Annotated in this window: 22 protein-coding genes and 1 tRNA gene; 20 read left to right on the forward strand and 3 right to left on the reverse strand. The window is 40.6% G+C overall.

Going from position 1 to position 25,042, the window contains the following annotated elements; translation table 11 throughout:
• The first annotated feature begins 118 nt into the window (after window positions 1-118).
• The 17 genes from pheS (at window position 119) to C8N29_RS04910 (ending at window position 15,886) form a co-directional block, all read left to right on the forward strand.
• Complete coding sequence (gene pheS, locus C8N29_RS04840) at window positions 119-1,135, forward strand: phenylalanine--tRNA ligase subunit alpha (protein ID WP_107864913.1); 1,017 nt, start codon at window positions 119-121, stop codon at window positions 1,133-1,135.
• Between the two features lie 163 nt (window positions 1,136-1,298).
• Window positions 1,299-1,724, forward strand: coding sequence for a hypothetical protein (locus C8N29_RS04845; protein ID WP_107864914.1), 426 nt, complete (start codon window positions 1,299-1,301; stop codon window positions 1,722-1,724).
• An 88-nt stretch (window positions 1,725-1,812) separates the two neighbouring features.
• On the forward strand, window positions 1,813-4,191 hold the full coding sequence (gene pheT, locus C8N29_RS04850) for a phenylalanine--tRNA ligase subunit beta (protein ID WP_107864915.1): 2,379 nt from the start codon (window positions 1,813-1,815) through the stop codon (window positions 4,189-4,191).
• Window positions 4,192-4,207: 16 nt separating this feature from the next.
• The gene (locus C8N29_RS04855; protein WP_107864916.1) at window positions 4,208-4,510 is read left to right on the forward strand and encodes an integration host factor subunit alpha; all 303 of its coding nucleotides are present in this window, start codon (window positions 4,208-4,210) and stop codon (window positions 4,508-4,510) included.
• Window positions 4,491-4,952, forward strand: coding sequence for a MerR family transcriptional regulator (locus C8N29_RS17475; protein ID WP_107864917.1), 462 nt, complete (start codon window positions 4,491-4,493; stop codon window positions 4,950-4,952). The genes C8N29_RS04855 and C8N29_RS17475 overlap by 20 nt, the downstream gene beginning before the upstream one ends.
• Window positions 4,953-4,961: 9 nt before the next feature.
• On the forward strand, window positions 4,962-5,396 hold the full coding sequence (locus C8N29_RS04865) for an acyl-CoA thioesterase (RefSeq protein ID WP_239986958.1): 435 nt from the start codon (window positions 4,962-4,964) through the stop codon (window positions 5,394-5,396).
• Between the two features lie 45 nt (window positions 5,397-5,441).
• Window positions 5,442-5,518, forward strand: a tRNA-Pro gene (locus C8N29_RS04870).
• A 398-nt stretch (window positions 5,519-5,916) separates the two neighbouring features.
• Window positions 5,917-6,225, forward strand: coding sequence for an IS1 family transposase (locus tag C8N29_RS04875; protein ID WP_170106892.1), 309 nt, complete (start codon window positions 5,917-5,919; stop codon window positions 6,223-6,225).
• Between the two features lie 47 nt (window positions 6,226-6,272).
• The gene (locus C8N29_RS17285) at window positions 6,273-6,401 is read left to right on the forward strand and encodes a hypothetical protein (protein ID WP_275656197.1); all 129 of its coding nucleotides are present in this window, start codon (window positions 6,273-6,275) and stop codon (window positions 6,399-6,401) included.
• Window positions 6,401-6,547 (forward strand): hypothetical protein, encoded by a 147-nt coding sequence (locus C8N29_RS16735; protein WP_170106893.1) that lies wholly within the window; start codon window positions 6,401-6,403, stop codon window positions 6,545-6,547. Before C8N29_RS17285 ends, C8N29_RS16735 begins: the two co-directional genes overlap by 1 nt.
• Before the next feature lie 89 nt (window positions 6,548-6,636).
• Window positions 6,637-7,290 carry a hypothetical protein gene (locus C8N29_RS04880; RefSeq protein ID WP_107864919.1) on the forward strand — a complete coding sequence of 218 codons (654 nt, stop codon included), beginning with the start codon at window positions 6,637-6,639 and terminating at the stop codon, window positions 7,288-7,290.
• Between the two features lie 189 nt (window positions 7,291-7,479).
• Complete coding sequence (locus C8N29_RS04885) at window positions 7,480-7,677, forward strand: helix-turn-helix domain-containing protein (protein ID WP_107864920.1); 198 nt, start codon at window positions 7,480-7,482, stop codon at window positions 7,675-7,677.
• 63 nt (window positions 7,678-7,740) lie between these two features.
• Window positions 7,741-9,306, forward strand: a complete 1,566-nt coding sequence (locus C8N29_RS04890; RefSeq protein ID WP_107864921.1) for a type I restriction-modification system subunit M — start codon at window positions 7,741-7,743, stop codon at window positions 9,304-9,306.
• Complete coding sequence (gene fic / locus C8N29_RS04895) at window positions 9,306-9,908, forward strand: protein adenylyltransferase Fic (RefSeq protein WP_107864922.1); 603 nt, start codon at window positions 9,306-9,308, stop codon at window positions 9,906-9,908. Before C8N29_RS04890 ends, fic begins: the two co-directional genes overlap by 1 nt.
• An 11-nt stretch (window positions 9,909-9,919) precedes the next feature.
• Window positions 9,920-11,065: a restriction endonuclease subunit S gene (locus C8N29_RS04900; protein ID WP_204509279.1), complete on the forward strand. Its 1,146-nt coding sequence runs from the start codon at window positions 9,920-9,922 to the stop codon at window positions 11,063-11,065.
• Window positions 11,062-12,720 (forward strand): RNA-binding domain-containing protein, encoded by a 1,659-nt coding sequence (locus C8N29_RS04905; protein ID WP_107864924.1) that lies wholly within the window; start codon window positions 11,062-11,064, stop codon window positions 12,718-12,720. Before C8N29_RS04900 ends, C8N29_RS04905 begins: the two co-directional genes overlap by 4 nt.
• 67 nt (window positions 12,721-12,787) lie before the next feature.
• The gene (locus C8N29_RS04910; RefSeq protein ID WP_107864925.1) at window positions 12,788-15,886 is read left to right on the forward strand and encodes an HsdR family type I site-specific deoxyribonuclease; all 3,099 of its coding nucleotides are present in this window, start codon (window positions 12,788-12,790) and stop codon (window positions 15,884-15,886) included.
• A gap of 279 nt (window positions 15,887-16,165) precedes the next feature.
• On the opposite strand, the gene C8N29_RS04915 is transcribed toward C8N29_RS04910, so the two are convergent.
• The 3 genes from C8N29_RS04915 to C8N29_RS04925 are packed head-to-tail and all read right to left on the reverse strand — an operon-like array spanning window position 16,166 to window position 17,456.
• Entirely contained in the window at window positions 16,166-16,621 is a 456-nt protein-coding gene (locus C8N29_RS04915) for a hypothetical protein (RefSeq protein ID WP_107864969.1), read from the reverse strand.
• Entirely contained in the window at window positions 16,608-16,985 is a 378-nt protein-coding gene (locus C8N29_RS04920) for a type II secretion system protein (protein WP_107864926.1), read from the reverse strand. Before C8N29_RS04920 ends, C8N29_RS04915 begins: the two co-directional genes overlap by 14 nt.
• Entirely contained in the window at window positions 16,986-17,456 is a 471-nt protein-coding gene (locus C8N29_RS04925; protein ID WP_107864927.1) for a type II secretion system protein, read from the reverse strand. It lies immediately after the preceding gene.
• Between the two features lie 280 nt (window positions 17,457-17,736).
• On the opposite strand from C8N29_RS04925, the gene C8N29_RS04930 reads away from it, so the two are divergent.
• The 3 genes from C8N29_RS04930 to C8N29_RS04940 are packed head-to-tail and all read left to right on the forward strand — an operon-like array spanning window position 17,737 to window position 24,767.
• Window positions 17,737-19,956 carry an FG-GAP-like repeat-containing protein gene (locus tag C8N29_RS04930; RefSeq protein WP_170106894.1) on the forward strand — a complete coding sequence of 740 codons (2,220 nt, stop codon included), beginning with the start codon at window positions 17,737-17,739 and terminating at the stop codon, window positions 19,954-19,956.
• 12 nt (window positions 19,957-19,968) lie between these two features.
• The gene (locus C8N29_RS04935; protein ID WP_107864929.1) at window positions 19,969-24,573 is read left to right on the forward strand and encodes an RHS repeat-associated core domain-containing protein; all 4,605 of its coding nucleotides are present in this window, start codon (window positions 19,969-19,971) and stop codon (window positions 24,571-24,573) included.
• An 11-nt stretch (window positions 24,574-24,584) separates the two neighbouring features.
• Window positions 24,585-24,767, forward strand: a complete 183-nt coding sequence (locus tag C8N29_RS04940) for a hypothetical protein (RefSeq protein ID WP_107864930.1) — start codon at window positions 24,585-24,587, stop codon at window positions 24,765-24,767.
• The last annotated feature ends 275 nt before the right edge of the window (window positions 24,768-25,042 follow it).

Here is a 25,042-nt window from a genome sequence, read left to right on the forward strand (position 1 = left end):
TTTTATAGGTGTTTTCAGTGCTCAGGTCGTTAGCGTTTATGCCAATTTTTTATCTGGAACTGGCATATATCCCAGTAAGTGCTAATAACTCTTAGGGCGAACGAAGTAGGAATATAGAATGACTGACTTAACTGTGCTAGTGAATGACGCACTGGCAATGATACATAGTGCTGCCGATGCCCAAGCCTTAGAACAAGCACGAGTACAGTTTTTAGGCAAAAAAAGTCAATTAACTGAATTATCTAAAGGTTTAGGTGGCTTAGACCCAGAAGCGCGTAAAGAGCAAGGTGCTAAATTAAATCAGGTACGTGATGCGATTAATCAGGCATTAGATGCACGTCGCCAAGCCTTTGCAGCTGAAGCCTTACAACGCCAATTAGAGTCTGAGCGGGTCGATGTGACCCTAGCAGGACGTGGTAATTTACCTGCGGGTTTACATCCTGTCACGCGTGTCATGAATCGTATTACTGAGTTTTTTACGCAGGCGGGTTTTCAGGTGGCGAGTGGTCCTGAAGTAGAGGATGACTTTCATAATTTTGAAGCCTTAAATATTCCCTCGCATCATCCTGCACGTGCGATGCATGATACCTTCTATTTTGATGCGCATCGTTTGTTGCGTACGCATACCTCGCCTGTACAAATTCGGGTGATGGAACAACAAAAACCACCGATTCGGATTGTCTGTCCTGGCCGTGTTTATCGTTGTGATTCCGATTTAACTCACTCGCCGATGTTTCATCAAGTAGAAGGCTTATTGATAGATGAGAATATCAGTTTTGCGCAACTCAAAAGTGTGATTCAAAATTTTCTGCGTGTGTTCTTCGAAAAAGACTTAGCGGTACGTTTTCGCCCGTCTTATTTTCCGTTTACCGAACCCTCTGCCGAAGTCGATATTCAATGTGTCATGTGTGACGGTCACGGTTGTCGTGTCTGTAAGCAAACAGGGTGGCTAGAAGTATTGGGTTGTGGCATGGTTCATCCCCAAGTGCTTAAAAACTGTGGGATTGATAGCGAAAAATACAGTGGTTTTGCCTTTGGCATGGGGGTAGAGCGTTTTGCCATGTTACGGTATGGTGTGAATGATTTACGTCTGTTTTTTGACAACGATTTGCGTTTTTTAGGCCAGTTTAACTAAGTAAACGATAGTTTTTAGTTAATACAGTACCTTAATGTTATATTTTAAGTGACTGATAGATAACTATAAATATTATCTGTAAGCCTTTTATCTAAGGGCTAAATACATCTGGGTCGAACAGGAATATAAACTCTAAAAGTCCCACTCTAATGAGGAGCTAAGCATGAGTGTTGCCTATTTTATTTGTGCCGATGTGCCAGAAAGTGACGAAAATCATGAGTTTGTGATGGATATGGATGGTCGGGCATTAGCGCGAGTAGATGAAGGGGTACTTGACCACCTCGCGGAGCAAGCGCACGTTACCCCACTTATGCAGTTTTTTAGTATGCCCCAAGGCGAGTGGGACGACTATGTTGACGACATTCAAGAGCTTCTAGACGAAGGTGAAACCTTTGACCCACAAGTATTGACATGGTTTTCTGCCGAAGATGGCTTAAAAACAGTATTAGCACTCATTGCCGAAATAGATAAGCACCCTGAGTTGTTAGCAGAGCCTGAAGCGGTGATTGATGACTTAGAAACGATGGCTGCCATCTTAACCCGCTTAGCGGAACATGGTATTCGTTGGCATCTTGCCATAGATATTTAACAGAGCACAGGCAGATTCGCTGCCGTCTCCACACGCTAAAGACCACGAGTGAGTGAATAACTCGTGGTCCTTTAACAAGGTAAATAGTATGCAGATTAGCGAAAATTGGCTCAGAGAGTGGGTCAACCCAACCCAATTAAGTACACAACAACTAGGCCATCAACTCACAATGGCAGGTTTAGAAGTCGACGCCTTACAAGCGATTGCACCGCCATTTACTGGTGTATTTGTTGGCCAAGTTTTATCGGTAGAACCACACCCTCAAGCTGACCGTTTACGCGTGACCCGTGTCACGGTCGGGCAAGCCGAAGATTTACAAATTGTCTGTGGTGCAGCCAATGTGCGCGTAGGCTTAAAAGTGGCTGTCGCCACCTTGGGCGCTGTTTTACCCAATGATTTTGCGATTAAACGCGCCAAATTACGCGGTGTAGAGTCTTTAGGTATGTTATGTGCCGCCCAAGAATTAGGTTTAAGTCCTGCAACCGATGGTTTATTAGAGTTAGCAGCAGATGCACCTGTGGGCATGGATATCCGAGATTATTTAGAACTCAACGATTACACGATGGAGTTTGGCATTACCCCTAATCGTGGTGACTGTTTGAGTGTATTAGGCATGGCGCGTGAAGTCAGTGCCTTTAATCGTTTGCCATTAACCACGCCTGCTATGTTGCCAGTTACCGCGACTATTGCCGATGTAGTGACTGTCGAGCTCCAGTCTGATGCCTGTCCTCGTTATGTTGGTCGTATTATTAAAGGCATCCGCCCGAATGCCACTAGCCCCGCATGGTTAGTTCGTAAACTGGCTCGTTCAGGTATCGCCAGTTTAGGGGCAATAGTCGATGTCACGAATTACGTGTTAATCGAATTAGGGCAGCCTATGCATGCCTTTGATTTGGCTAAGATTCAGGGGGGGATTGTCGTACGTCAAGCACAAGCAGGCGAACAGTTGACACTCTTAAATCAACAAACCATCGCATTACGTTCGGATAGTTTAGTGATTGCCGACCACCAACAAGCCCTTGCTTTAGCAGGTATTATGGGCGGTAATGACTCAGCCGTGAGTGATAGCACCGTTGATATCTTTTTAGAAAGTGCCTTTTTCCAGCCGCTAGCATTGGCTGGTAAAGCCCGTAGTTATGGCTTACATACGGATTCTTCGCACCGATTTGAGCGTGGTGTAGACTTTAATTTAGCACGACAAGCCATTGAACGGGCAACACAATTAATTTTAGAGATTGCGGGTGGCGACGCAGGCACAGTCATCGAAGTGACACGCGAGCATGCCTTACCTCAACGCTTAGCTATTATGTTACGCGCTGCAAAAGTGACGCAAGTCTTAGGTTTTCAGCTAAGCGCGGAGCAGGTAGTGGATATGCTAACGGCATTAGGAATGACTGTCGTTAGCCATGAACAAGGCTGGTTAGTTACCGCCCCGAGCTACCGCTTTGATATCAGTATTGAAGCCGATTTAATTGAGGAGTTGGCGCGAGTTTACGGATATGACAATTTACCTATACAACAACCGCACATGGCATTTAGTTTAGAACCACAAGCCGAAGCGGTATCGACTCAGCGTATCAAAGAGTTATTGGTTGCGCTCAACTACCAAGAAGCGATTACGTTTAGTTTTGTTGACCCTAAACTGCAACAGATTCTAGACCCACAAGCACCCACCTTGAGCTTGGCGAACCCCTTATCCAGTGAGTTGTCTACGATGCGCACAACCCTGTGGGCGGGTTTACTAAGTGCCGTCGCGCATAATCAAAATCGACAACAAGCACGGGTACGTTTATTTGAAATAGGTAGTCGATTCTTACCACAAGCGGACGGTTCTTTGCAGCAAGAACAAATGTTAGCAGGGGTTATTACTGGTGATTTACTCACCGAAGCATGGAGCAATAAAAGTCAAGCAATAGACTTTTTTGATATTAAAGGAAATGTTGAATCAATTCTTGCACTTACGGGTACATCTGATACAGTTAGATTCAAGGCAGCACAACATCCTGCTTTACACACAGGACAAACAGCCGCATTAGTGGATAGCCAAAATCAAACTTTGGGCTATGTTGGCAAATTACATCCACAAGTGCAGCAAAAGCTGGATTTACAAGGCGCGGTTTATGTTTTTGAGGTCGCCTTAGCCTCTTTATTAAATGCAAAACTCCCTAAATTTAGAGAGTTATCGCGGTTTCCTAATCTGCGTCGTGATATCGCAGTTGTCTTAGATGCCGCAATACCTGCTGCGGATGTGCTGCAAACGGCGCGTCAAGCAGGTAGTGAATTGTTACAAAATGTGTGGTTATTTGATGTTTATCAAGGAACTGGCATTTCTGAAGGCAAACGTAGTTTGGCAATAGGGACATTATGGCAACATCAAGAACGGACATTACAAGATGAAGAAGTAAAGGCGGGCGTGCAAGCCATCGTCGATGCTTTAGAACGTCAACATCAAGCAGTCCTACGTTAGGACTAAGAGGGTAGGCATGAGCGCACTCACCAAGGCCGAAATGGTAGAGCATCTATTTAATGAGTTAGGTCTCAATAAACGAGAAGCCAAAGAGCTAGTCGATATCTTTTTTGAAGAGATTCGTTTGGCCTTGGAGGATAACCAACCTGTCAAGTTGTCGGGTTTTGGTAATTTTGATTTGCGAAATAAACGTCAGCGTCCAGGCCGTAATCCTAAAACAGGCGAAGAAATTCCTATCACTGCACGTCGGGTAGTGACTTTCAAAGCAGGACAAAAGCTAAGACAACGAGTAGACGCTTATGCTAGAACCCAGTCATAACGCGCTCCTGCCGCCGATTCCCAACAAACGCTACTTCACCATTGGTGAAGTAGGCGAGTTGTGTAATGTCAAACCCCATGTTTTGCGTTATTGGGAACAAGAGTTTGAACAACTAAGCCCTGTCAAACGACGTGGCAACAGACGTTATTACCAACGTGAAGATGTGTTGATTGTTCGGCAGATTCGTAGCTTATTATACGAGCAAGGTTTTACCATCAGCGGTGCGCGTTTGCAGCTCCAACAAGAATATAGCAAGGCCAAAGCAAGCCCGACGATTAGTCCACAAACTATCGTCACCGATGCAATTGATAATGCCGTACAAGAGTCTACAGCGTTACTTGCCTATCAGGCGCAGTTAAGTCAAAACATGCTGAACGTGGTCATTAAAGACATGATTCGCGAATTGGAAGCGGTGGTGACACTGTTGGCGCGCCCAAAATAAGAGGCTAGCATGCGTTTGATGTGGACAGTACAACCCGCGTATATTCATCAAGTCATCGTCAATAGTACGCATCAAGATGAGTTTGGCCACACTAATAATGTGGCGTATCTACAATGGTTAGAGCAAGCGGCATGGGGGCATTCTAACGCGTTGGGTTTAGATATTGCCGCTTATTATCGTTTGGGTTGTGGCTGTGTGGTGCGTAAGCATGAGCTAAATTATAGATTGCCAACTTATGCAGGTGATGAGTTACAGATTGGGACATGGATTAGCGCCAACGACGGTAAACTGTCTACAACCCGTGACTATCAAATTATTCGTGTTGCAGATGGTAAAACAGTATTGACTGGTCAAACGCAGTTTGTCACGGTAGATATGAAAACGGGTAAACCTAAACGTATGCCTGATGAATTTATCAGCGCTTATCAGGTGCTAAGTGCGTAAATAGACTAGACAATTTTGATATTTTCGTTAATATAGTCGCCTCTTCGGGGCGTAGCGCAGCCTGGTAGCGCACTTGCATGGGGTGCAAGGGGTCGAAGGTTCAAATCCTTCCGTTCCGACCAATAAAATCAAAGGGTTATGTTTAACGACATAACCCTTTTTTATTGGGTGGTTGAAAAATGGCCGCTCTGGTTGCCAACTGAGATTGACAGTGTTTTTTAATGCGTCTATGTAATAATTTACCCAACATGCTCATGTAGGTAAAAAGTCCGTGCATAATTGTGCATCACTTCGTATTGCAGTGGTATGCGTACTATTTAGATAAGATGCTTGCGAGTGTTCTTATCTAGCGTTTGTCGGACTAATAACTGCAAAATGGTTAAGTCTCTTAAATTGCAGGCTTTTTGCGTATGGAAGGCGGGTATTATCGTTTCTCCCGTGGATACTCTTATGGCTACTATTACTAAATTTTAGCGGTGAATATCGTAGTGAAAAGTATTTTAGTTATTTATTTACATCTTTGAATAACAGCCTTGTTGAGCAAGGTAAAGCACAAAAATTTTCAGCTAAAAATATTCGAGTTACTTGTAGTGATTACTGGTCAAGTTATGCAGAGGTATTTGATCCTGACACTCATCAATCTGTCGGTAAGCATACAGGCTTAACCAATCATGTGGAGGGATTTAATGCCACTGCACGTCATGGACTGGGTCGGTTAACTCGTCAGACGTTGAGCTTTTCAAAAAACAAGGAAAACCACGAGGCCGTCTTACATGCCTTTATATTGCAGTACAATCAGGAAATGATGCAAAAATATCAAACACGTTAAGTTTTGACACTACCGAGCGTTTTAAGACTGAATTTGGTGAAGGTTCGTTGGCTTTGGTGATTACCCGTGAACAAAAGCTGAATATGGACTTATCAGCTAATAATGCCAAGGTGATGTTTATTGAAGGGTGTAAGGGCTTAGAGTTTCCGATTATCTTTTTAATTGGTTTAGATTAATGCCACGCCAAGAACGTGATATAGAAGCAGAGCATTGTTTGGCTTATGTGGGCATGACTCGCGCTCAAGACCATTTGATTATGCTGCATGAAGAAAAGAAGGGCTATGCCTCTGATGTGTATGAGATTTTGGGCGATAAATTATAAGATTGAATTTGCCATATTTAAAAATTGTATTGTCTAGTTAATAGCAATCACAGATTTTTAACTTGACTGTATTGAAGCGAGTTTTATTGATGTCTAATCGAATTGATTATCCATTTAAAAGTGTGGAAAAGATTTTTGAACAAGATGCGCCACTTAGCAATTCTATAGCATTGTACCATGCTCAATTAGACTCTTTGAAATTACATGAGGGAGTCCCTGCTCCTATACGTCAATTGTTTGAAACTGCAAAAAACATTTCACTATATGCTTTCTATGCCTATAGATTACATCAGCCAGCTGAGCTAGTAGCTTATTCTGCATTTGAGATGGCTTTAAGAGAGAGAGCTAAGAATGAGTCACCTGAACTGTTTACTGAGAAGACAGTCCCTATGTTTAAGAAATTATGTGACTTAGCAATTAGTAAGAGTTGGTTTCAGCCTGAAAGTTTTTTGCATCTAGAAAATCGAGCATATCGCCATGCTAGACAAGCTAAAGAATTGGATTTAATTAAACGTATGGAGGCAGAGGGATTATCTGAGGCTGAGTTAGATGAGCCAACGGATGAAGACGTACTTAATGCTTTAAAAGAGTTTAAAGATTTTGCAAGTCCTTTATTAGAGTCATTTCGACACTTACGTAATAATTTAGCTCATGGCTCTTCGATGTTAATGCCATCTTCAATCAGAACGTTGCGAGTATTGGCAGAGGCAATTAATCAACTCTTTAATATGCCGCATACATGATATTCTTTTTAAAAAATTAGATTGCCATAGTGTGAACCTAGCCAAAGGCTTGCTTGTATCTTTTAAAATCCTATCCCTTTTTTGACACAATTTATTTAAATTTATCTATAAAAATTAGAGCTAATCTTTAATTTTTATAGATGATTAGCGTATTATCCATTTTTATCTTGTACATCTTAGAGCCTAGCTATGATACGTTGCCATCTTGCTCGCCTGATGGGTGAGCGAAAAATGAAAATTTCTGATGTTTTACGAGAGACTGGTCTTAGTCGCAATACTGTGACGTTAATGTACAAAGAAACAGCACAAAAGATTGATATTGAGGCTTTAGATAAACTCTGTCGTCTTTTTGAGTGTCAGGTAGGGGATTTGTTGGAGCTGACCTAGTCATAAAAAGATTACTCTTAAACGCAATTAACACCCAATCATTGAAGAAATAGGAATAACTGAATGACAAGTATGCAACAACGCGCCGCCCTGCAACGTCAAATCTGGGCGATTGCCAATGAGGTACGTGGCGCAGTCGATGGCTGGGATTTTAAGCAATATGTACTGGGTACTTTATTCTATCGTTTTATTAGTGAAAATTTTGCCAGTTATATTGAAGGTGGGGATGACAGTGTCAATTATGCACAATTACCCGATAATGTGATTACACCTGAGCTTAAAGACGACTCCATTAAAACCAAAGGCTACTTTATTTATCCAAGTCAACTCTTTGCTAATGTGGTCAAAAATGCCCATATTAATGAAAGTTTAAATACCGATTTGGCTGCCATTTTTACGGCTATTGAAGCCTCTGCCAATGGTTATCCCTCTCAAGACGACATCAAGGGTTTATTTGCCGATTTTGATACTACCAGCAACCGCTTGGGTAATACCGTTAAAGACAAAAATAGCCGTTTGTCTGCTGTGTTAAAAGGCGTAGCAGGGCTAGATTTTGGTCATTTTGATGCGGCTCATATTGACTTGTTTGGTGATGCTTACGAATTTTTAATTTCTAACTATGCGGCCAATGCAGGCAAGTCGGGTGGCGAGTTTTTTACACCGCAACATGTGTCTAAGTTGATTGCACAACTTGCTATGCACAAGCAAACCACGGTCAATAAAATTTATGACCCAGCCGCAGGCTCTGGCTCTTTGTTGCTGCAAGCCAAAAAACATTTTGACGCGCACATCATTGAAGATGGTTTTTTTGGTCAAGAAATTAACCACACCACCTATAACCTTGCGCGTATGAATATGTTTTTGCACAACATCAACTACGACAAGTTTAATATTCAACTCGGCAATACTTTGCTTAATCCACATTTTGGTGATGACAAACCCTTTGATGCCATTGTGTCCAATCCGCCGTATTCGGTCAATTGGATTGGCAGTGACGACCCTACCTTAATCAATGATGAACGTTTTGCGCCAGCAGGCGTGCTTGCGCCTAAGTCTAAGGCCGATTTTGCCTTTGTGTTGCATTGTCTGAGTTATTTGTCTAGCAAAGGCCGTGCGGCAATTGTGTGCTTTCCGGGTATATTTTATCGAGGTGGCGCAGAGCAAAAAATCCGTCAATATTTGGTGGACAATAATTATGTTGAAACCATTATTTCGCTTGCACCCAATTTGTTTTATGGCACAAGCATTGCCGTGACAATTTTGGTGCTATCCAAGCATAAAGCGGATAGCACAATTCAATTTGTTGATGCCAGTGGCTTTTTTAAAAAAGAAACCAACAATAACGTAATGACGGATGAACACATTGACCAGATTATGGCTATTTTTGACCATAAGCAAAATGTGGAGTATGTCGCCAAGTCGGTGGACATGGCTGATATTGCCGCCAATGATTACAATTTGTCGGTGAGCAGTTATGTAGAAGCTAAAGACAAGCGCGAAGTGATTAATATTGCCAAGCTGAATGCCGAGCTAAAAACCACCGTTGCCAAGATTGACCAATTAAGGGCAGAGATTGATGCGATTGTGGCGGAGATTGAAGGGGCAGCGACTGAAGGAGAAATCGCATAATGTTGAAAAATAAGCTCAACATTAGCCATCAGGTAGAGTTAGCCAAAGCCGAAGAAAAAATCAGTAAACAAAAGGCAAGGCAACTGTTTGACTCTGGCGATATTAATAAGGTTGATGTTGGCAAGTTTGCAGGACTCGCCTTTATTCATGCGTATTTATTTGGTGATATTTATGAATTTGCAGGAAAAATCCGCGATGTCAATATGGCTAAGGGCAATTTTAGATTTGCACCTTTAATGTATTTAGAGATGTCGTTAAAGCATATTGATGCGATGCCGCAGCAAAATTTTGATGAAATTATTGAAAAATATGTTGAGATGAATATTGCCCATCCTTTTAGAGAAGGGAATGGTCGGGCAACGCGTATTTGGCTTGATGTGATGTTGAAGCAAGAAATTAGACAGGTTATTGATTGGAATTTGGTGGATAAGGATGAGTATTTGTCGGCGATGGAGCGTAGTGTGGTGAAAGATGTCGAAATTAAGGTGTTATTAAGGCAAGCATTAACCCATAAAGTTGATGACCGTGCATTGTTTATGAAGGGTATTGATGTGAGCTATTACTACGAAGGCTATAGCGAATTTAAGACAGAGGAGTTATAGACATGAGTAGTATGAGTTTTATGGAAAAGTTGTTTGCTTCTGCTTCGCTTGGCTCAGGAGATAGGGCAGTGGTGGAGTGGAAGACGTTGGGGGAGGTTACGGAAATTCAACGAGGTAGAAGACTCGTTAAAAGTCAATTAGAAGAGTATGGAAGATATGCGGTTTTTCAAAATAGTATGATTCCTCTTGGCTATTACCACGAAAGTAACGTATGTGCGAATACTTGTTTTATTATTAGTGCAGGTTCTGCTGGTGAAATTGGTTATAGTAATGTAGATTTTTGGGCTGCTGATGATGTTTACTATTTTGTCACTCCCGAAAATCTGCAAAGTAAGTTTTTGTATTATTATTTGCTAACGCAACAAATAAAAATAATGGGGCTAGTGCGTCGCTCAAGTGTACCTCGTTTATCCAAAACTAGCTTTGAAAAAATGACCATTCCCATCCCACCCTTACCCATTCAAGCCGAAATCGTCCGAATTTTGGACGCATTTACCGCCCTTACCGCCGAGCTTACCGCCGAGCTTACCGCCGAGCTTACCGCACGCAAAAAACAATACAACTATTATCGGGATAAATTGTTGAGTTTTGACGAGGGGGATGTGGAGTGGAAAACGTTGGGGGAACTTGCGGAAAATCTCGATTACATGCGGAAGCCTATCACAAGTAGTTTAAGAGATTCTGGCGAGATTCCTTATTATGGTGCATCGGGAATTGTTGATTATGTAAAAGACTATATTTTTGATGGTGATTTCTTACTTGTTTCGGAAGACGGCGCAAATTTGGTTGCAAGAAGTACACCTATCGCATTTAGTGTCAGTGGAAAAAGCTGGGTAAACAATCACGCCCATGTATTAAAATTTAATACTTATGCTGAACGTAGATACGTTGAGTTTTATCTAAACAATATCGACTTAACGCCATATATTTCGGGTGCAGCCCAACCAAAGTTAAATCAGAAAAACTTAAATAGTATTAGAGTCCCCAATCCATCACCGTCTGAAAAAAACCGAATCGTCGCCATTCTCGACAAATTTGATGCCCTCACCAACTCCATTACCCAAGGCTTACCGCGTGAAATTGAACTAAGACAACAGCAATATGAATATTATCGGGATTTGTTGTTGAGTTTTGCTAAGCCAGAGGAGCATCTATGACTCCTCAAGAATTGACGAGTCTGCTTGAGCAACTCATTGCCACTGGCGAAAATGAAGTCGTAGAGTTTAAGCAAGCCGACAATAACTACAGTACCGACAAAATAGGGGAGTATTTTTCTGCCCTTAGCAACGAAGCAAATTTGCGTATGGCCGAGCGTGGGTGGCTAGTATTTGGTGTTTGTGACAAACCGCGTATGGTGGTAGGTAGCGATTATCGTATCAAAACCGAACAATTACACAGTTTAAAAAATCAAATTGCCCAAGCCACCGAACCCAGTATCACGCTACGTGAAATACATGTGCTTAATCATCCCAAAGGACGTGTGATTTTATTTGAAATTCCAGCCGCACCACGCGGTATCCCGATTGCTTGGAAAGGTCATTATTACGCCCGTGCAGGCGAAAGTCGCGTTTCATTAGGCTTAGATAAACTAGATGAAATTCGCCAACAGACACTGCAACAAGATTGGACAGCTCAAGTTATTAGCAGTGCAACACTCATGGATTTAGATGAGATGGCAGTCCGCAAAGCACGAGAATCATTTGCGCAAAAATATGCAAATCGTATCAGCTCAGAAGAAGTCATGAATTGGCCGCTTGCCACATTTTTAGACCGAGCGCGCCTCACGCAACATGGCAAAATTACACGCACAACACTCTTGTTATTAGGTAAAGCAGAAGCAGCTCATTTTTTGTCGCCTCACCCTGCACAAATGACGTGGAAGTTAGAAGGCCAAGAGCGTGCTTACGAACACTTTGGATTGCCATTTTTTTTAAATACCACTGCACTTTACCAGCGTATTCGCAATATCCAACTTCGTATCTTGCCGCAAGATGAATTAATTCCTATTGAGGTCTCTAAATACAACCAAAAAATAGTATTAGAAGCCTTGCATAACTGTATAGCACATCAAGACTATGTGCGTAATGGCCGTATTATTGTCACAGAGCAGCCTAATTTTTTAAAATTTGAAAATGAAGGTGATTTTTTTGAAGGAAAACCCGATGAGTATATTCAAGGTGATAAAACGCCACGCCGTTATCGTAATCCATTTTTGACACAAGCAATGGCTGAGTTAAATATGATTGATACCATGGGATATGGTATTCATTTAATGTATAAGGGGCAGGTAAAGCGTTATTTTCCGTTGCCCGATTATGACCTAAAGCAACCAAATGCGGTAAGTATGACGCTGTATGGCGGAGTTGTTGACCCTGCTTACAGTCGTATGCTAATGCAAAAAACAGATTTACCTTTAATTGATATATTGGCACTAGACCGCATACAAAAAAAGTTATCTATTCCCGATGACATGGTAGCACGCTTACGCAAAGCAGGCTTAATTGAGGGGCGAAAACCAAATTTTCATGTCTCTGCCTTAATCGCTAAAGTATCAGCAAGCAAAATTGACTATATTCGTACTCGCGCTCAAGATGATGCCTTTTATGCTAAGTTAGTCGTTGATTATCTTAAAAATTTTGGTCAGGCTAGTCGTACCGAGATAAATAACTTACTAATGAATAAGTTGAGCGATGCACTCAATGATGGACAAAAAGAGGACAAAATTAGTAATTTATTAACCAATATGCGTCGTAGTGGCAAAATTATCAATACAGGATCTCGTAAATCTCCTACATGGCAGCTTGCAGAATAAATGCAGAATAAATGCAGAATAAATGCAGAATAAATGCAGAATAAAAAAGGAAAAATTGGAGTAACACATGATCGACTACAAAACCATCATCGAATCCAACAATTTTATTGTGCTAGATAAATACACCAAAGAATGGAAAGTTAGCGAAGGCTATCAAAGCGAATATGACTTAGAGCGTGAGTTTATTCAAGATTTAGTCAATCAAGGCTATGAATATCTGCCAACCCTTAATAACTCACAAGCCATGCTTGCCAATGTACGCGAGCAATTACAAACCCTGAATAATGTGGTGTTTTTGGAGAGTGAATGGCAACGTTTTGTTGAGGAGTATTTAGATAAAGCCAACGAAAATATTATCGACAAAACACGCAAGCTACACGATGACCATATTTACGACTTTGTGTTTGATAATGGCCGTATTCAAAACATCTATTTGCTCGACAAAAAAAATATCGTTCGTAACAAAGTGCAAGTGATTAAGCAGTTTGAGCAAACTGGCTCTCATGCCAATCGTTATGATGTCACTGTGTTAGTTAATGGTTTGCCACTGGTGCAAATTGAGCTAAAAAAACGCGGCATTGCCATTCGTGAAGCCTTTAATCAAATTCATCGCTATAGTAAAGAAAGCTTTAACAGCCAACATTCCTTGTATAAGTATTTACAACTGTTTGTCATTTCTAACGGCACAGACAGTCGCTATTTTGCCAATACCACGCAACGCAACAAAAACAGCTTTGACTTTACCATGAATTGGGCGAAAGCCGATAACAGCCTAATTAAAGACTTAAAAGATTTTACCGCCACGTTTTTTCAAAAAAATACCTTGCTCAATGTTTTATTACATTATTCGGTATTTGATGTTAGCAATACTTTGTTGGTGATGCGCCCTTATCAAATTGCCGCTACAGAGCGTATTTTGTGGAAAATAAAAAGTAGCTTTGAAGCCAAAAACTGGAGCAAACCCGAAAGTGGTGGTTTTATTTGGCATACCACAGGGTCAGGTAAAACGCTAACCAGTTTTAAAGCAGCACGTTTGGCCACAGAATTGGACTTTATCGATAAGGTGTTTTTTGTGGTAGATAGAAAAGATTTAGACTATCAAACCATGAAGGAGTATCAACGTTTTTCGCCCGATAGTGTTAATGGCTCCGACAGCACCGCAGGACTCAAGCAAAATTTAGAGAAAGATGATAATAAGATTATTGTCACGACTATTCAGAAACTTAATAATCTGATGAAAAGTGATGAGCCTCTGCCAATTTATCATAAACAGGTCGTATTTATTTTTGATGAGTGTCACCGTAGCCAGTTTGGTGAAGCACAAAAAAATCTAAAAAAGAAATTTAAAAAATTTTGTCAGTTTGGTTTTACGGGTACGCCTATATTTCCGCAAAATGCCCTTGGTGCAGAAACCACCGCCAGCGTCTTTGGTCGTGAGTTGCATTCCTACGTGATTACTGATGCGATTCGTGATGAAAAAGTGCTCAAATTCAAGGTCGATTACAACGATGTGCGCCCACATTTTAAGGCAATTGAAACCGAGCAAGATGAGAAAAAACTAAGCGCAGCAGAAAACAGACAAGCCTTGTTGCACCCTCAACGTATCCGCGAAATTTCGCAATATATCTTAAATAGCTTTAGGCAAAAGACGCATCGTTTGCACATAAATGCCAAAGGCTTTAATGCCATGTTTGCCGTGAGTAGTGTCGAAGCAGCTACCCTGTATTATGAGGCACTGAATGAGCTACAAAAGGGTCAGGATAAAACCTTAAAAATAGCGACTATTTTTTCGTTTGCAGCGAATGAAGAACAAGATGCTATAGGCGATATTCAGGACGAGAGTTTTGATGTTTCCGCCATGAACATGACTTCTAAAGAGTTTTTAAGTAAAGCGATTGCTGATTATAACGGACTCTTTAAAACTAACTTTAGTGTCGATGCCAACGGCTTTCAAAACTATTATCGTGATTTAGCTCAACGCGTTAAATCCAAAGAAATAGATTTATTGATTGTCGTGGGTATGTTTTTGACAGGCTTTGATGCACCTACGCTAAACACCTTATTTGTGGATAAAAATTTACGTTATCACGGCTTAATGCAAGCGTATTCACGTACCAATCGTATTTACGATGCTACTAAAACCTTTGGTAATATCGTTACTTTTAGAGATTTGGAACAGGCCACCGTTGATGCTATTACGCTTTTTGGTGATAAAAATACTAAAAACGTCGTATTAGAAAAAAGCTATCAGGAATACATGGATGGCTTTGCCGATATAGTCACGGGTGAAGCTCGACGTGGTTTTATGGATGTTGTGACTGAATTGGAACAACGCTTTCCAGATCCAACGGCTATTGAAAAAGAGTCTGATAAAAAAGACTTTGCCAAACTATTTGGCGAGTATTTGCGTGTAGAAAACGTGTTGCAAAATTATGATGAATTTGCCTGTTTAAAAGCCCTACAACAGTTAGATATAAATGATGCCTCAGCCGTTGAAATATTTAAGGCAGAGCATTATTTAGACGATACAAAGTTTGCTGAGTTACAGGCTATACGCCTACCTTCTGAGCGTCAAATTCAAGATTATCGTTCTACCTACAACGATATTCGTGATTGGCAGCGTTGTCAAAAATTAGCTGAGGAAAAAGAAAAGTCTCCCATTGACTGGGGAGATGTTGTGTTTGAAGTGGATTTGCTGAAATCGCAAGAAATCAATCTAGATTATATTTTGGAATTGATTTTTGAGCACAATAAGAAAAGCAAAAACAAAGCTGAGTTAGTCGATGAAGTACGCCGCCTGATTCGATCTAGTTTGGGTAATCGTGCAAAAGAAAGCCTGATGGTTGATTTTATTAATCAAACTGATCTTGACCAAATTGGTGAAAAGGCGAATGTGATTGCAGCATTCTTTTCTTTTGCTCAAGTTGAACAGCAAAGAGAAGCGGATGAGCTAATTGCGTCAGAGCATCTGAATGTTGAAGCAGCACGTCGTTATATAATTAACTCCTTAAAAAAAGAATATGCCAGTGATGCAGGTACAGAGCTTAATGCCATCCTACCCAAGATGAGTCCATTAAATCCGCAATACTTGACTAAAAAACAAAGTGTTTTTCAAAAAATTGCTTTATTTGTAGAGAAATATAAAGGTGTGAGTACGAAGCTATAACGTAAGCTAATATTCCGCTAAATGCTAATTATGCAACAGCTGTTGCACAATTAGCAGAACCTCCAAAATGATAAATTGGGTCATCTTTTGATTAGTTATTTTTATGTTGATTGAGCTTGTAAATGCTCACCGAGTTTTTGCTTTAAAACTCCATTAGCTGTTTTTACGTTAATATTATTTGGGTTAATTTCCGTTTGCGGTTAGATTATGCCAACATGATTTGAAGCTATAACTGCTTTGGCTCAGGGATATGCTTGTTTTATGATATTCAACTCATCTTCAAGGCATCACCCTAAACCCCCAGTCTTTATAGTGCTGAGCCTGATTAAAATGACTTTCATCAGGCATAAAACCGCGTTGTTTTAACGGTGTACGTGTAGACGGACTATATACCCCCATAATCCCCCCTTGAGGCGCATAAATTGGCATGAAGGCTTGTTGGGTGATCGGGTCAAGATATAGTTTTCTTAAATAACGACGCGTGGTTAAATAACGTGGGTCTTTCAGTAAATCACTTAACTGGGTAGGAAATTTCTTTTCATAGCCCGGTGAGCTAAGGTAGTAATTATAAATCGCTTGTTTGTATAAACGACCTACGTCTAATAGCTCTTGTTCTTTGTCTCGTTGCAGGGTAGTGGAGTACACCTCTAAGCTTTTGCCTAAACCCAAGCCTAATAAAAACACTAAAAATAACGCCCACAAATAGACCATGCCTTGTTGTTTACCACGAGCCATAATCACTACCATCTAGGCTTTGGCCTGTTGCGCCACTGTGTATATCGTAAATGACTTTTTTACCTTCTTCATCAAGCGTCTCGACTTGCCATGAGTCAGGACGGTTGGTTATCGGGTCTACAGGAATTTTGCGTAAATAGCGTTTGCTCACCAGTAACGATAATTGTTCAGGATACTGCCCTTGGTCGGCATAATAACGGTCAATGGCTATGCGTAAACTATTTAAATTTTCTTTGAGGGCGGCTTCTTTGGCTTTATCGGTTTGATCTAAAAAACGCGGGGTAATAATGCTGAGCAGGGTAGCGACAATGGTTAATACCACCAGTAACTCAATCAAGGTAAAGCCTAAACGATGACGACGCATTTACCACTCCTTGTAAGCAAGACCATTCAGCCCTGTTTTGGGACTGAGTGAATAAACATCATAGACATCATCGCCCTCAGCAGGGGCATTGGCTTCACTGCGATAAGTGCGTTTACCCCATGTTGACTCGGCAGCGAGATGGGTGTCTTTATTCAAGGGGTCACGCGGAATACGCCGTAAAAAAAATAACTTACGACCACGCGGATCTTTTAAATCAGCGACACCATCAACCAATACCGCTAAATTGGGAGGATAACCTGTGGTATCGGCACTGCGATAAACACGCCCTTGATCCGCTGCTTGTTTATAAGCATCTATCGCACTGCGAATCTCTCGTAAGGCGAGTTTTAACTCTTGTTCTTGTTGGCGTTGGTTATTTAATTGGGCAATCGGTAATACCACTGAGGCTAAAATAGCAATCAGGCTTAAGGTGACTAGCATTTCAATGAGGGTAAAACCGCGTAAATACATAGTAAAAATCTAGTAAGTAACAGCTAAGGATAAATTTATCTAACATAAACTTATTATAAATCAGTGGTTTATGTTTTTTAAAATGAAACAAGGCTATGTATCTATGTATATAGTATAGCTAAAATGAAATTAACAAATGTTTTTTGGAAAAAAATTGTATCTGTAAAGTTTTATTTGCCATTGTATTTTTTTGTTAGACTTTTATAAAATTTTGTGTAAAATCTGATCGCTTTGTGCTGTCCCTCATAGAAAGTGTTAAGGAAAAAAGATGTCTTCAAGAATGACAATTCTGATTGGTTTAAGTGCTTGGTCGATTATAGCAAGCACAGCAGAAATTCCTGCTAGCAAATTACAGGGTAATTTTTCTGTATCACCTATGGGGGCAGCAACCTATAGCATTCCTTTATCATTACCAGCAGGGGTTAATGGGGCTACACCCAAACTTAGCTTAGAGTATAACAGTCAAGCGGGTATGGGGATTGCAGGTATGGGCTGGAATATTGGTGGTTTATCAGCAATTACCCGTTGTCCACAAAGTAAAGCCGTAGATGGTGTACAAAAAGCTTTAACCTTCAGTCCCGATGACCGCTTTTGTATGGATGGTCAACGTCTAATTTTAACGTCAGGAACTTATGGCGCAGCAGGGTCAACCTATCAAACACAAATCAATAATTTTGCTCGTGTTACCGCATTAGCTCATCCTAATAATACCAGTCTTATTTATTTTAAAGTTGACACTAAAGATGGCAAGGTATTGGAATATGGCAGCCGTTTAGATGCGGTTTTACAACCTAATGCCAGTGGCAAAGCCAATTTTCCTTTGGTATGGATGATTAGTCGTAGTGAGGATAGAGACCAAAAAGGGCAGTTAGTTGAATATGATTACACCAATGATAATGTCAATGGTCAACAAACGTTGTCGCGTGTGCGTTATGCTTTTGATGAGAGTGATATCAATAATTTAGTTGAGGTTGTTTTTAGTTATCATACAATTCCAGAAATACCCACAACCGAGTATCCATTACCTGCAATAAAAAGATACATCGCAGGTGGTGCAACCACTAAACTAAATAGCCAGCTTGCAAAAATTACTATACGTAGTGCATCTTCATCTGGTCAGTCTTTAAATGAAGTCATTAATTACCAACTTAGATACGAAGTAGCCTCTTATACACGACGTCAGCGTTTGAAGGAGATAGAGCTTTGTACATCTTTAGCAAATTGTATGCCTCCCTTAAAATTTCAGTCATCTAATCCACTCAACTCGATAGAGTTAGCGTTTAGTCTACCTGCAAATAAATTAAATTATTTTGGGCAAGTGGCAGGGGGATGGACAGACAATAGTAGCTATCCACGCCAGCTAGTTGATGTCAATGGTGATGGTTTGCCAGATATCGTCGGTTTTGCGAGTAGTGGTGTGATGGTTGCGCTAAATAATGGCCAAGGCGGTTTTAATAATGCAGAAAATAAACTCGCATACTTCGGTATTACTTCAGGGGGATGGACAGACAATAATAGCTATCCACGCCAGCTAGTTGATGTCAATGGTGATGGTTTGCCAGATATCGTCGGTTTTGCGAGTAGTGGTGTGATGGTTGCGCTAAATAATGGCCAAGGCGGTTTTAATAATGCAGAAAATAAACTCGCATACTTCGGTATCAATGCAGGGGGATGGACAGATAATAGTAGCTATCCACGCCAGCTAGTTGATGTCAATGGTGATGGTTTGCCAGATATCGTCGGTTTTGCGAGTAGTGGTGTGATGGTTGCGCTAAATAAAGCAACTGGATTCGAAAGTTCTATTCTCGTGCTATCAGAGTTTGGGATTAATCAAGGTTGGACTAGTGATTATAGTCGTTCATTAATCGATTTAAATGGTGATGGAAAGATTGATATTTTAGGCTTTTCAGCACAAGGAGTCATTATTTCAAATTATAAAGATGGTTTTCAATTTGATTTAATAACACAGTTTGATAAAACAGCATTATTGGGTACTCCATATAATATTACCTATCTACCAATTACAAATAATCAAATTTATGTTGGTGGAGGTCAATCAGCATATCCCAATTATAACCTCAGATTTCCTATGTATGTTGTAAGTAGTGTGAGTACATCAAATGGTGTCAACGGTGATAATCATAATGATTATTTTTATAGGGGTTTAACGGCTAATCAAACGCGAGGCTGGCAAGGTTTTTTAGGTACCGCAGTGGTAAATAGAGAACAAAAGACGCGTAGAGAGACTATTTACAATCAGAGCTTTCCTTATACAGGGATGGTTAAAGAGCAACGAACTGTTTACTGTACTGCTAATTGCTTAACCAGTCATACAACTTATCCTTTTGTTAATCAAACGGGTTTTGACGTGCTTTCTACTTTAATCAATACCTTTGAATATACGACCATCAATGGTATTAGTTCGAGCCAAAAAATATACTTTCCTTATGTTAAGTCTTCAACGGTGAAGACTTACGAAGCCCCTATTGTTAGCCAATAATCAAGGAAGAGTATGATGAGCAGTACAAATACTTCATTCAGAATAGCTGGTAAGCGCAAAAGTCTTAACGTATTGAGTTTGTTGACTATCATATTGTTCTTAGTAAACATTAGTGTTGTCCACGCCGCGGCAGGTGATGTGGTGCAAACTACGGTGATTAGTAATACTTACGATAGTTACGGTAATTTAACCCTTAGCGAGAGTACAATCACAGTCACCGAACCATCGGGTAGCAAAGTATATAATCAAAAAAATATTAATACCTATAATAATATTGATGTCACTAACTGGCGTTTAGGCTTATTAAGTTGTCAGTTAATATGGTCAGATATGCCAAGTGATACCCAGTTAGGGGCTGGTGATCTAGTAGCAGCAACCGCAATAAGTTATAGTTATTTTACCGATAGTATTAAATACGGGCTATTACAAGCACAAAATAGTGGCATTATTTCTGCGAGTAGTACAGCACCAACAACGTGTACAGCACCAACAACATTTGTAACAAATACTTATAGTTATGATAATTTTGGGAATTTACTAAGTACTTCCGTTTCTGGAAGTGATTTTACCTCGCGTAGCACGAGTCAAACTTACGATGCTAGCAACCGTTTTGTTAAAACTAAAACTAATGAGCTAGGTCAGACTGAAACCATTACCTATGACTTTGAAGAAGGTAATTTACCAGCACGTGGTTTGGTTACCCGTCAGAAAGGTCCTAATTTATTAGAGACCAAATGGGAATATGATGAAATAGGTCGTCGTACGAAAGAAACTCGTCCTGATGGTACTTACACCATATTGACTTATGCTAATTGTAGTACCGACTGTGAAGCGAGTGAAATATATAAAATCACTAGCACTAATTATCGCGCCAATGGTTCGCTAATTGATGCCGCTGATATCACCTATTATGACCGTTTTGATAGAGCAGTCCGTAGCAAAACCACCAGTTTTGATAATAAAACACTGATTACAGGCAAAAAAGTTTATAATAATTTAGGCCAAGTGGTTGAAACTTATAGTTCTCACATTTTGCCATTGGCTGCTAACGACAGTTTAAATAACTACAAAACGACGATTAGCTATGATGCTTTAGGTCGTCCCTTACAAACTACCGAGCCAAGTGGCCTTACCTCTAAAGTGAGTTATACCAACAGTTTTGAAACCACTACTACGATTTATCCAACCACAAATACCAATGGGATAGGGCAAAAGAAAACAGAGCGTAAAAATGGTTTAGGCCGTTTGGTTGAAGTGATTGATAATGCCAATAATAGTCTAAAGTATGTGTATGATCTGAAGGGGAATTTGCGTAAAACGATTGATGCAGTGGGTAATGTCACCGAAATACAGTATAACGGATTAGGCCAAAAAACCAAGATGATTGACCCTAATTTAGGGGAAGTGGCATATAGTTATAATTTATTGGGTGAATTACTGACAGTAACGGATGCTATTGCAAAAGATAAAGGGGGAGCTACGCCTACGCCCACCATGACGATGACCTACGACAAATTAGGCCGTATGCTCACCCGTACCGAAGCGGATTTAAGCAGCACATGGACTTATGATACAGCCAGTAAAGGTATTGGTAAAATTGCATCCGAATCCTCCACTAATGGTTATAGTCGTACCTACAGTTATGACAGTTTAGGTCGTAATCATACTGTTACCACTACTTTAGATAATACTAGCTATACTACGACTAACACCTATGACGATGCAGGTCGTGCCAATAGTTTTATTTACCCCACTAATGTTAGCTATAAAAACATCTATGATGCGAATGGTTATTTAAGTGAAGTGCGTGATGCCAATAGCCAAGCTTTATACTGGAGAGCCATTAAACGTGATGCCGATGGCCATGTGCTTGAGGAGCAATTAGGCAACGGGTTAACGACTAAACGCAGCTATAAAGCAACGACTGGTTATGTTGACACTATTCAAACAGGTGCAACAGCAAGTTTTACAGCCAGTGTGCAAAATGACACCTATACCTTTGATAATTATGGCAACTTAACTTTCCGTAATGAGGCATTAAATAATGTCGCAGAGGCTTATGGCTATGATGGACTAAATCGACTAACCAGTGCGACCCGTGGTGGAGATATTCGAACGGTTAGTTATGATGCGTTAGGTCGTATTTATTATAAATCAGACGTTGGCGTTTATGCTTATGGACAAGCGATTACAGAGCCTAACATTTATTACAATCCAAATTGGATTTCTTATGGCACATGGGTACCCATCGGTTCAGTTAATGGTGTGCTGACTTTAAAAAAATTACCGAATAAGCCACCTATTGGTAATCCCTTATCACCAACAACTACTCTAGTTACAAATCTAAATTGTGGCGGTATTCATCGTGTTTGTGGTATTGGAGGCACTTTAAATACGACATTTACCTACGATGCCAATGGCAATATGATGACAGGCAATGGTCGTACCTACACATGGACGAGCTTTAATATGCCTGCCAGTATTACGCAAGGCAGCAATAGTGAAACCTTTATTTATAATGCAAACTACGAGCGTGTTAAACGTACCAGTGTGGATAATGGCCAAACTACAACAACTTATTATTTAAACCCACGTTTGGATTTAGGTGGTACGTTTGAAAAGAATATGAAGCCTGATAACAGTATTGAATATGTGCATCATATTTATGCAGGGGGGCAAGCGATAGGTTCGGTGGTGACAACAGATGTTTATACTGCACCTGTGACACAGTGGGCAACAGATTTAAGTGTATCGCCTAGTACAGCGAATCCGAACAGTGTCGGTATTAGTTTAGCCACAGATCCGAATGGGCTAATAACTTGGGATAATAGTACAGGTAATGGGCGCTTAGCGATTACGACTAAACCAACGACAAGCAGTGTGACGGTAACAGCAACAGCACAACGTAGTTATTTATCAGATAATGTGATTTTCAAGGCAGAGATAACGACATCGACCAATACAGGCAATGGTCGTTATTTGATTATGGATGTATTTAATAATGGAACGAATGCGGCAGCCAGTAAAACCTTACGTCGTCACGCGCTGTATTTAAGAAGTGGGACGGTATATGCGTCTGTGGTTGACGGCAGTGCAACGGACGTTAATGGGAACTTAATTAATATACTCAAAAATTTGGGTGCTCTCCAAGATAACACAACCTATGTGGCAGAAATAGAAACGACACCCACAACGAGCGTATTGTACTTTTATCCACAAGGTCAAACACGTGCAAATGGTTATAGTCATCGTGTTGAGTTGGATTGGCGAGGTGCAAATGGGACGGGTTCATTGGTGCGTCGTTTGCGACTGAATGTCAATACCAACGCTAATGAAAGTGTGAATCCCACCTATGTTGATAATCTGAGTGAAAGCAAGTTTATTGCCCAAGGTACACGTTATTTTCATACCGACCATTTGGGCAGTATTAGCTCTGTGACCAATGCCACAGGCACGGTATTAGAGCGTTTTAGCTATGATGCGTGGGGTAAACGCCGTGCGATTGATGGCTTAGATGCGAGTGGTATTAAAAGTACCAGTACTAAGCATGGGTTTACAGGCCATGAGGCTTTAGACAGCATTGGTTTGGTACACATGAATGGTCGTGTGTATGACCCTGTAGTCGGACGTTTTGTGAGTGCAGACCCATTTATTGATGGTGTAAAAAACTTACAAGGTTTTAACCGCTATAGTTATGTCAAAAATAATCCATTGAGTTTTATAGATTTAACAGGATTTAATACTCAGATTCTTGATTTGGATGCAGGTGGTTCAACTGTTATTGTAACAACACGTCCAGACAAGACAGGACCTGCACCCGAACCACAAACAGGTGGGTTTGTTGTAGATAAAAAAGGGCAAAGTTATACCATTCCTACTGAGACAGCCAAAGCGATTAACAATTATTATCAAGCACAAGCACAGTATCGGAGTTTTGTGCAAGATTTTGTGCAGACGTATATGCCAAATTGTTCGGGGCCGCATTGTTATAGTGCGGCAGATGCTGCAATTAGATATATGACATTGGCTGATGGCAGGACGTTGAATGATGAGAGTTTAGGGGATGTTTTTGGGTTCGGGACAATGCAGGAGGTTTTAAATAATGCTGCAAGAGATCAGTATGGTAATATTGATCTGCGTAGAGGACAAGTTGGTACTCCAGCAGATGTGATGTTTTTGTTAAATTTTGTTCAACCTGAATTAGGTATAGCAAAATTAGCAGCATCGTTAGGGATGGTTGGTAAGGTTGCAAACGGGGGACGCGGTTTGAGTAGCCATGGTGGAAGTTTTTCTTCTTCCGTCAACCAAGCAGGTGGAGAGGTTTGGACAGCTACTGGACAAATATCTCAAAATGATTTTGCCACTTATGTAAATAGTGGCCTCTATAAAGGAGATGTAAACATCATAAGCGGTGTGCATGGTACTCCAGCAGGAGTAACGATTCCTGATCTAAGCCTCTTTAAGGCTGACGTATCGAGATTTGGCAATATTCCAGGAGTGAACGTGTACGATTTTACTAAATTATCGCCTCAACAATTGACTGATCTACTTCGTGGTCCAGGAACGACTATTGGCGGGTTCTGTGACAGTGGTGTTTGCTTGGCCCCTTTCAAGTGATGGAGATAAAAATGGAGAGAGAAAAACACCAGTATCAAGCGACTGTTTGGGTGCAGGATAATCGTCAGCCAGGTGAAAGGACAACGATTGTTGCTTTTGACCTAGAGGATGCAGAGCGACAACTCAAGCAAAAATATGGAGAAAACATCATCTACAGTTTGTATAGTGAAGATGATGCAAATCGGACTAGATAAATGACCAAAATTGCAATGAATTGAGCTAGGTAGATACCGTCTCTCCCGTCAACCAATTTTATGCGGTTTTTGCTAAAAAATTGGCTTTGTAAGGCGTTTGGTTTTTCCAAACGCCAAAACACAAATGAGTGCCGTAGCAAGCGTAGCCCGTATGGAGCATCGCGAAATACGGGATAAATGATTGCCAAAACAAGGGCTTATTAACTTAAAACAGCCGTAATCCCGTGTTACGTTGTACTTCACATGGGCTACAACTGCTTAAAACACCATGATAC

The sequence above is a fragment of the Agitococcus lubricus genome, from assembly GCF_003051055.1.
Classification (GTDB): domain Bacteria; phylum Pseudomonadota; class Gammaproteobacteria; order Pseudomonadales; family Moraxellaceae; genus Agitococcus; species Agitococcus lubricus.

What these genes read in the sequence shown, in the direction of transcription:
- C8N29_RS04880 (WP_107864919.1), top strand. Translation starts at nt 6,637, where the DNA reads ATGTCTAATCGAATTGATTATCCATTTAAAAGTGTGGAAAAGATTTTT.
- C8N29_RS04865 (WP_239986958.1), top strand. Translation starts at nt 4,962, where the DNA reads ATGCGTTTGATGTGGACAGTACAACCCGCGTATATTCATCAAGTCATC.
- C8N29_RS04885 (WP_107864920.1), top strand. Translation starts at nt 7,480, where the DNA reads ATGATACGTTGCCATCTTGCTCGCCTGATGGGTGAGCGAAAAATGAAA.
- pheS (WP_107864913.1), top strand. Translation starts at nt 119, where the DNA reads ATGACTGACTTAACTGTGCTAGTGAATGACGCACTGGCAATGATACAT.
- C8N29_RS04930 (WP_170106894.1), top strand. Translation starts at nt 17,737, where the DNA reads ATGACAATTCTGATTGGTTTAAGTGCTTGGTCGATTATAGCAAGCACA.
- C8N29_RS04910 (WP_107864925.1), top strand. Translation starts at nt 12,788, where the DNA reads ATGATCGACTACAAAACCATCATCGAATCCAACAATTTTATTGTGCTA.
- C8N29_RS17475 (WP_107864917.1), top strand. Translation starts at nt 4,491, where the DNA reads ATGCTAGAACCCAGTCATAACGCGCTCCTGCCGCCGATTCCCAACAAA.
- C8N29_RS04925 (WP_107864927.1), bottom strand. Translation starts at nt 17,456, where the DNA reads ATGTATTTACGCGGTTTTACCCTCATTGAAATGCTAGTCACCTTAAGC.
- pheT (WP_107864915.1), top strand. Translation starts at nt 1,813, where the DNA reads ATGCAGATTAGCGAAAATTGGCTCAGAGAGTGGGTCAACCCAACCCAA.
- C8N29_RS16735 (WP_170106893.1), top strand. Translation starts at nt 6,401, where the DNA reads ATGCCACGCCAAGAACGTGATATAGAAGCAGAGCATTGTTTGGCTTAT.
- fic (WP_107864922.1), top strand. Translation starts at nt 9,306, where the DNA reads ATGTTGAAAAATAAGCTCAACATTAGCCATCAGGTAGAGTTAGCCAAA.
- C8N29_RS04900 (WP_204509279.1), top strand. Translation starts at nt 9,920, where the DNA reads ATGAGTTTTATGGAAAAGTTGTTTGCTTCTGCTTCGCTTGGCTCAGGA.
- C8N29_RS04905 (WP_107864924.1), top strand. Translation starts at nt 11,062, where the DNA reads ATGACTCCTCAAGAATTGACGAGTCTGCTTGAGCAACTCATTGCCACT.
- C8N29_RS04920 (WP_107864926.1), bottom strand. Translation starts at nt 16,985, where the DNA reads ATGCGTCGTCATCGTTTAGGCTTTACCTTGATTGAGTTACTGGTGGTA.
- C8N29_RS04845 (WP_107864914.1), top strand. Translation starts at nt 1,299, where the DNA reads ATGAGTGTTGCCTATTTTATTTGTGCCGATGTGCCAGAAAGTGACGAA.
- C8N29_RS04890 (WP_107864921.1), top strand. Translation starts at nt 7,741, where the DNA reads ATGACAAGTATGCAACAACGCGCCGCCCTGCAACGTCAAATCTGGGCG.
- C8N29_RS04935 (WP_107864929.1), top strand. Translation starts at nt 19,969, where the DNA reads ATGATGAGCAGTACAAATACTTCATTCAGAATAGCTGGTAAGCGCAAA.
- C8N29_RS04855 (WP_107864916.1), top strand. Translation starts at nt 4,208, where the DNA reads ATGAGCGCACTCACCAAGGCCGAAATGGTAGAGCATCTATTTAATGAG.
- C8N29_RS04915 (WP_107864969.1), bottom strand. Translation starts at nt 16,621, where the DNA reads ATGGCTCGTGGTAAACAACAAGGCATGGTCTATTTGTGGGCGTTATTT.
- C8N29_RS04940 (WP_107864930.1), top strand. Translation starts at nt 24,585, where the DNA reads ATGGAGAGAGAAAAACACCAGTATCAAGCGACTGTTTGGGTGCAGGAT.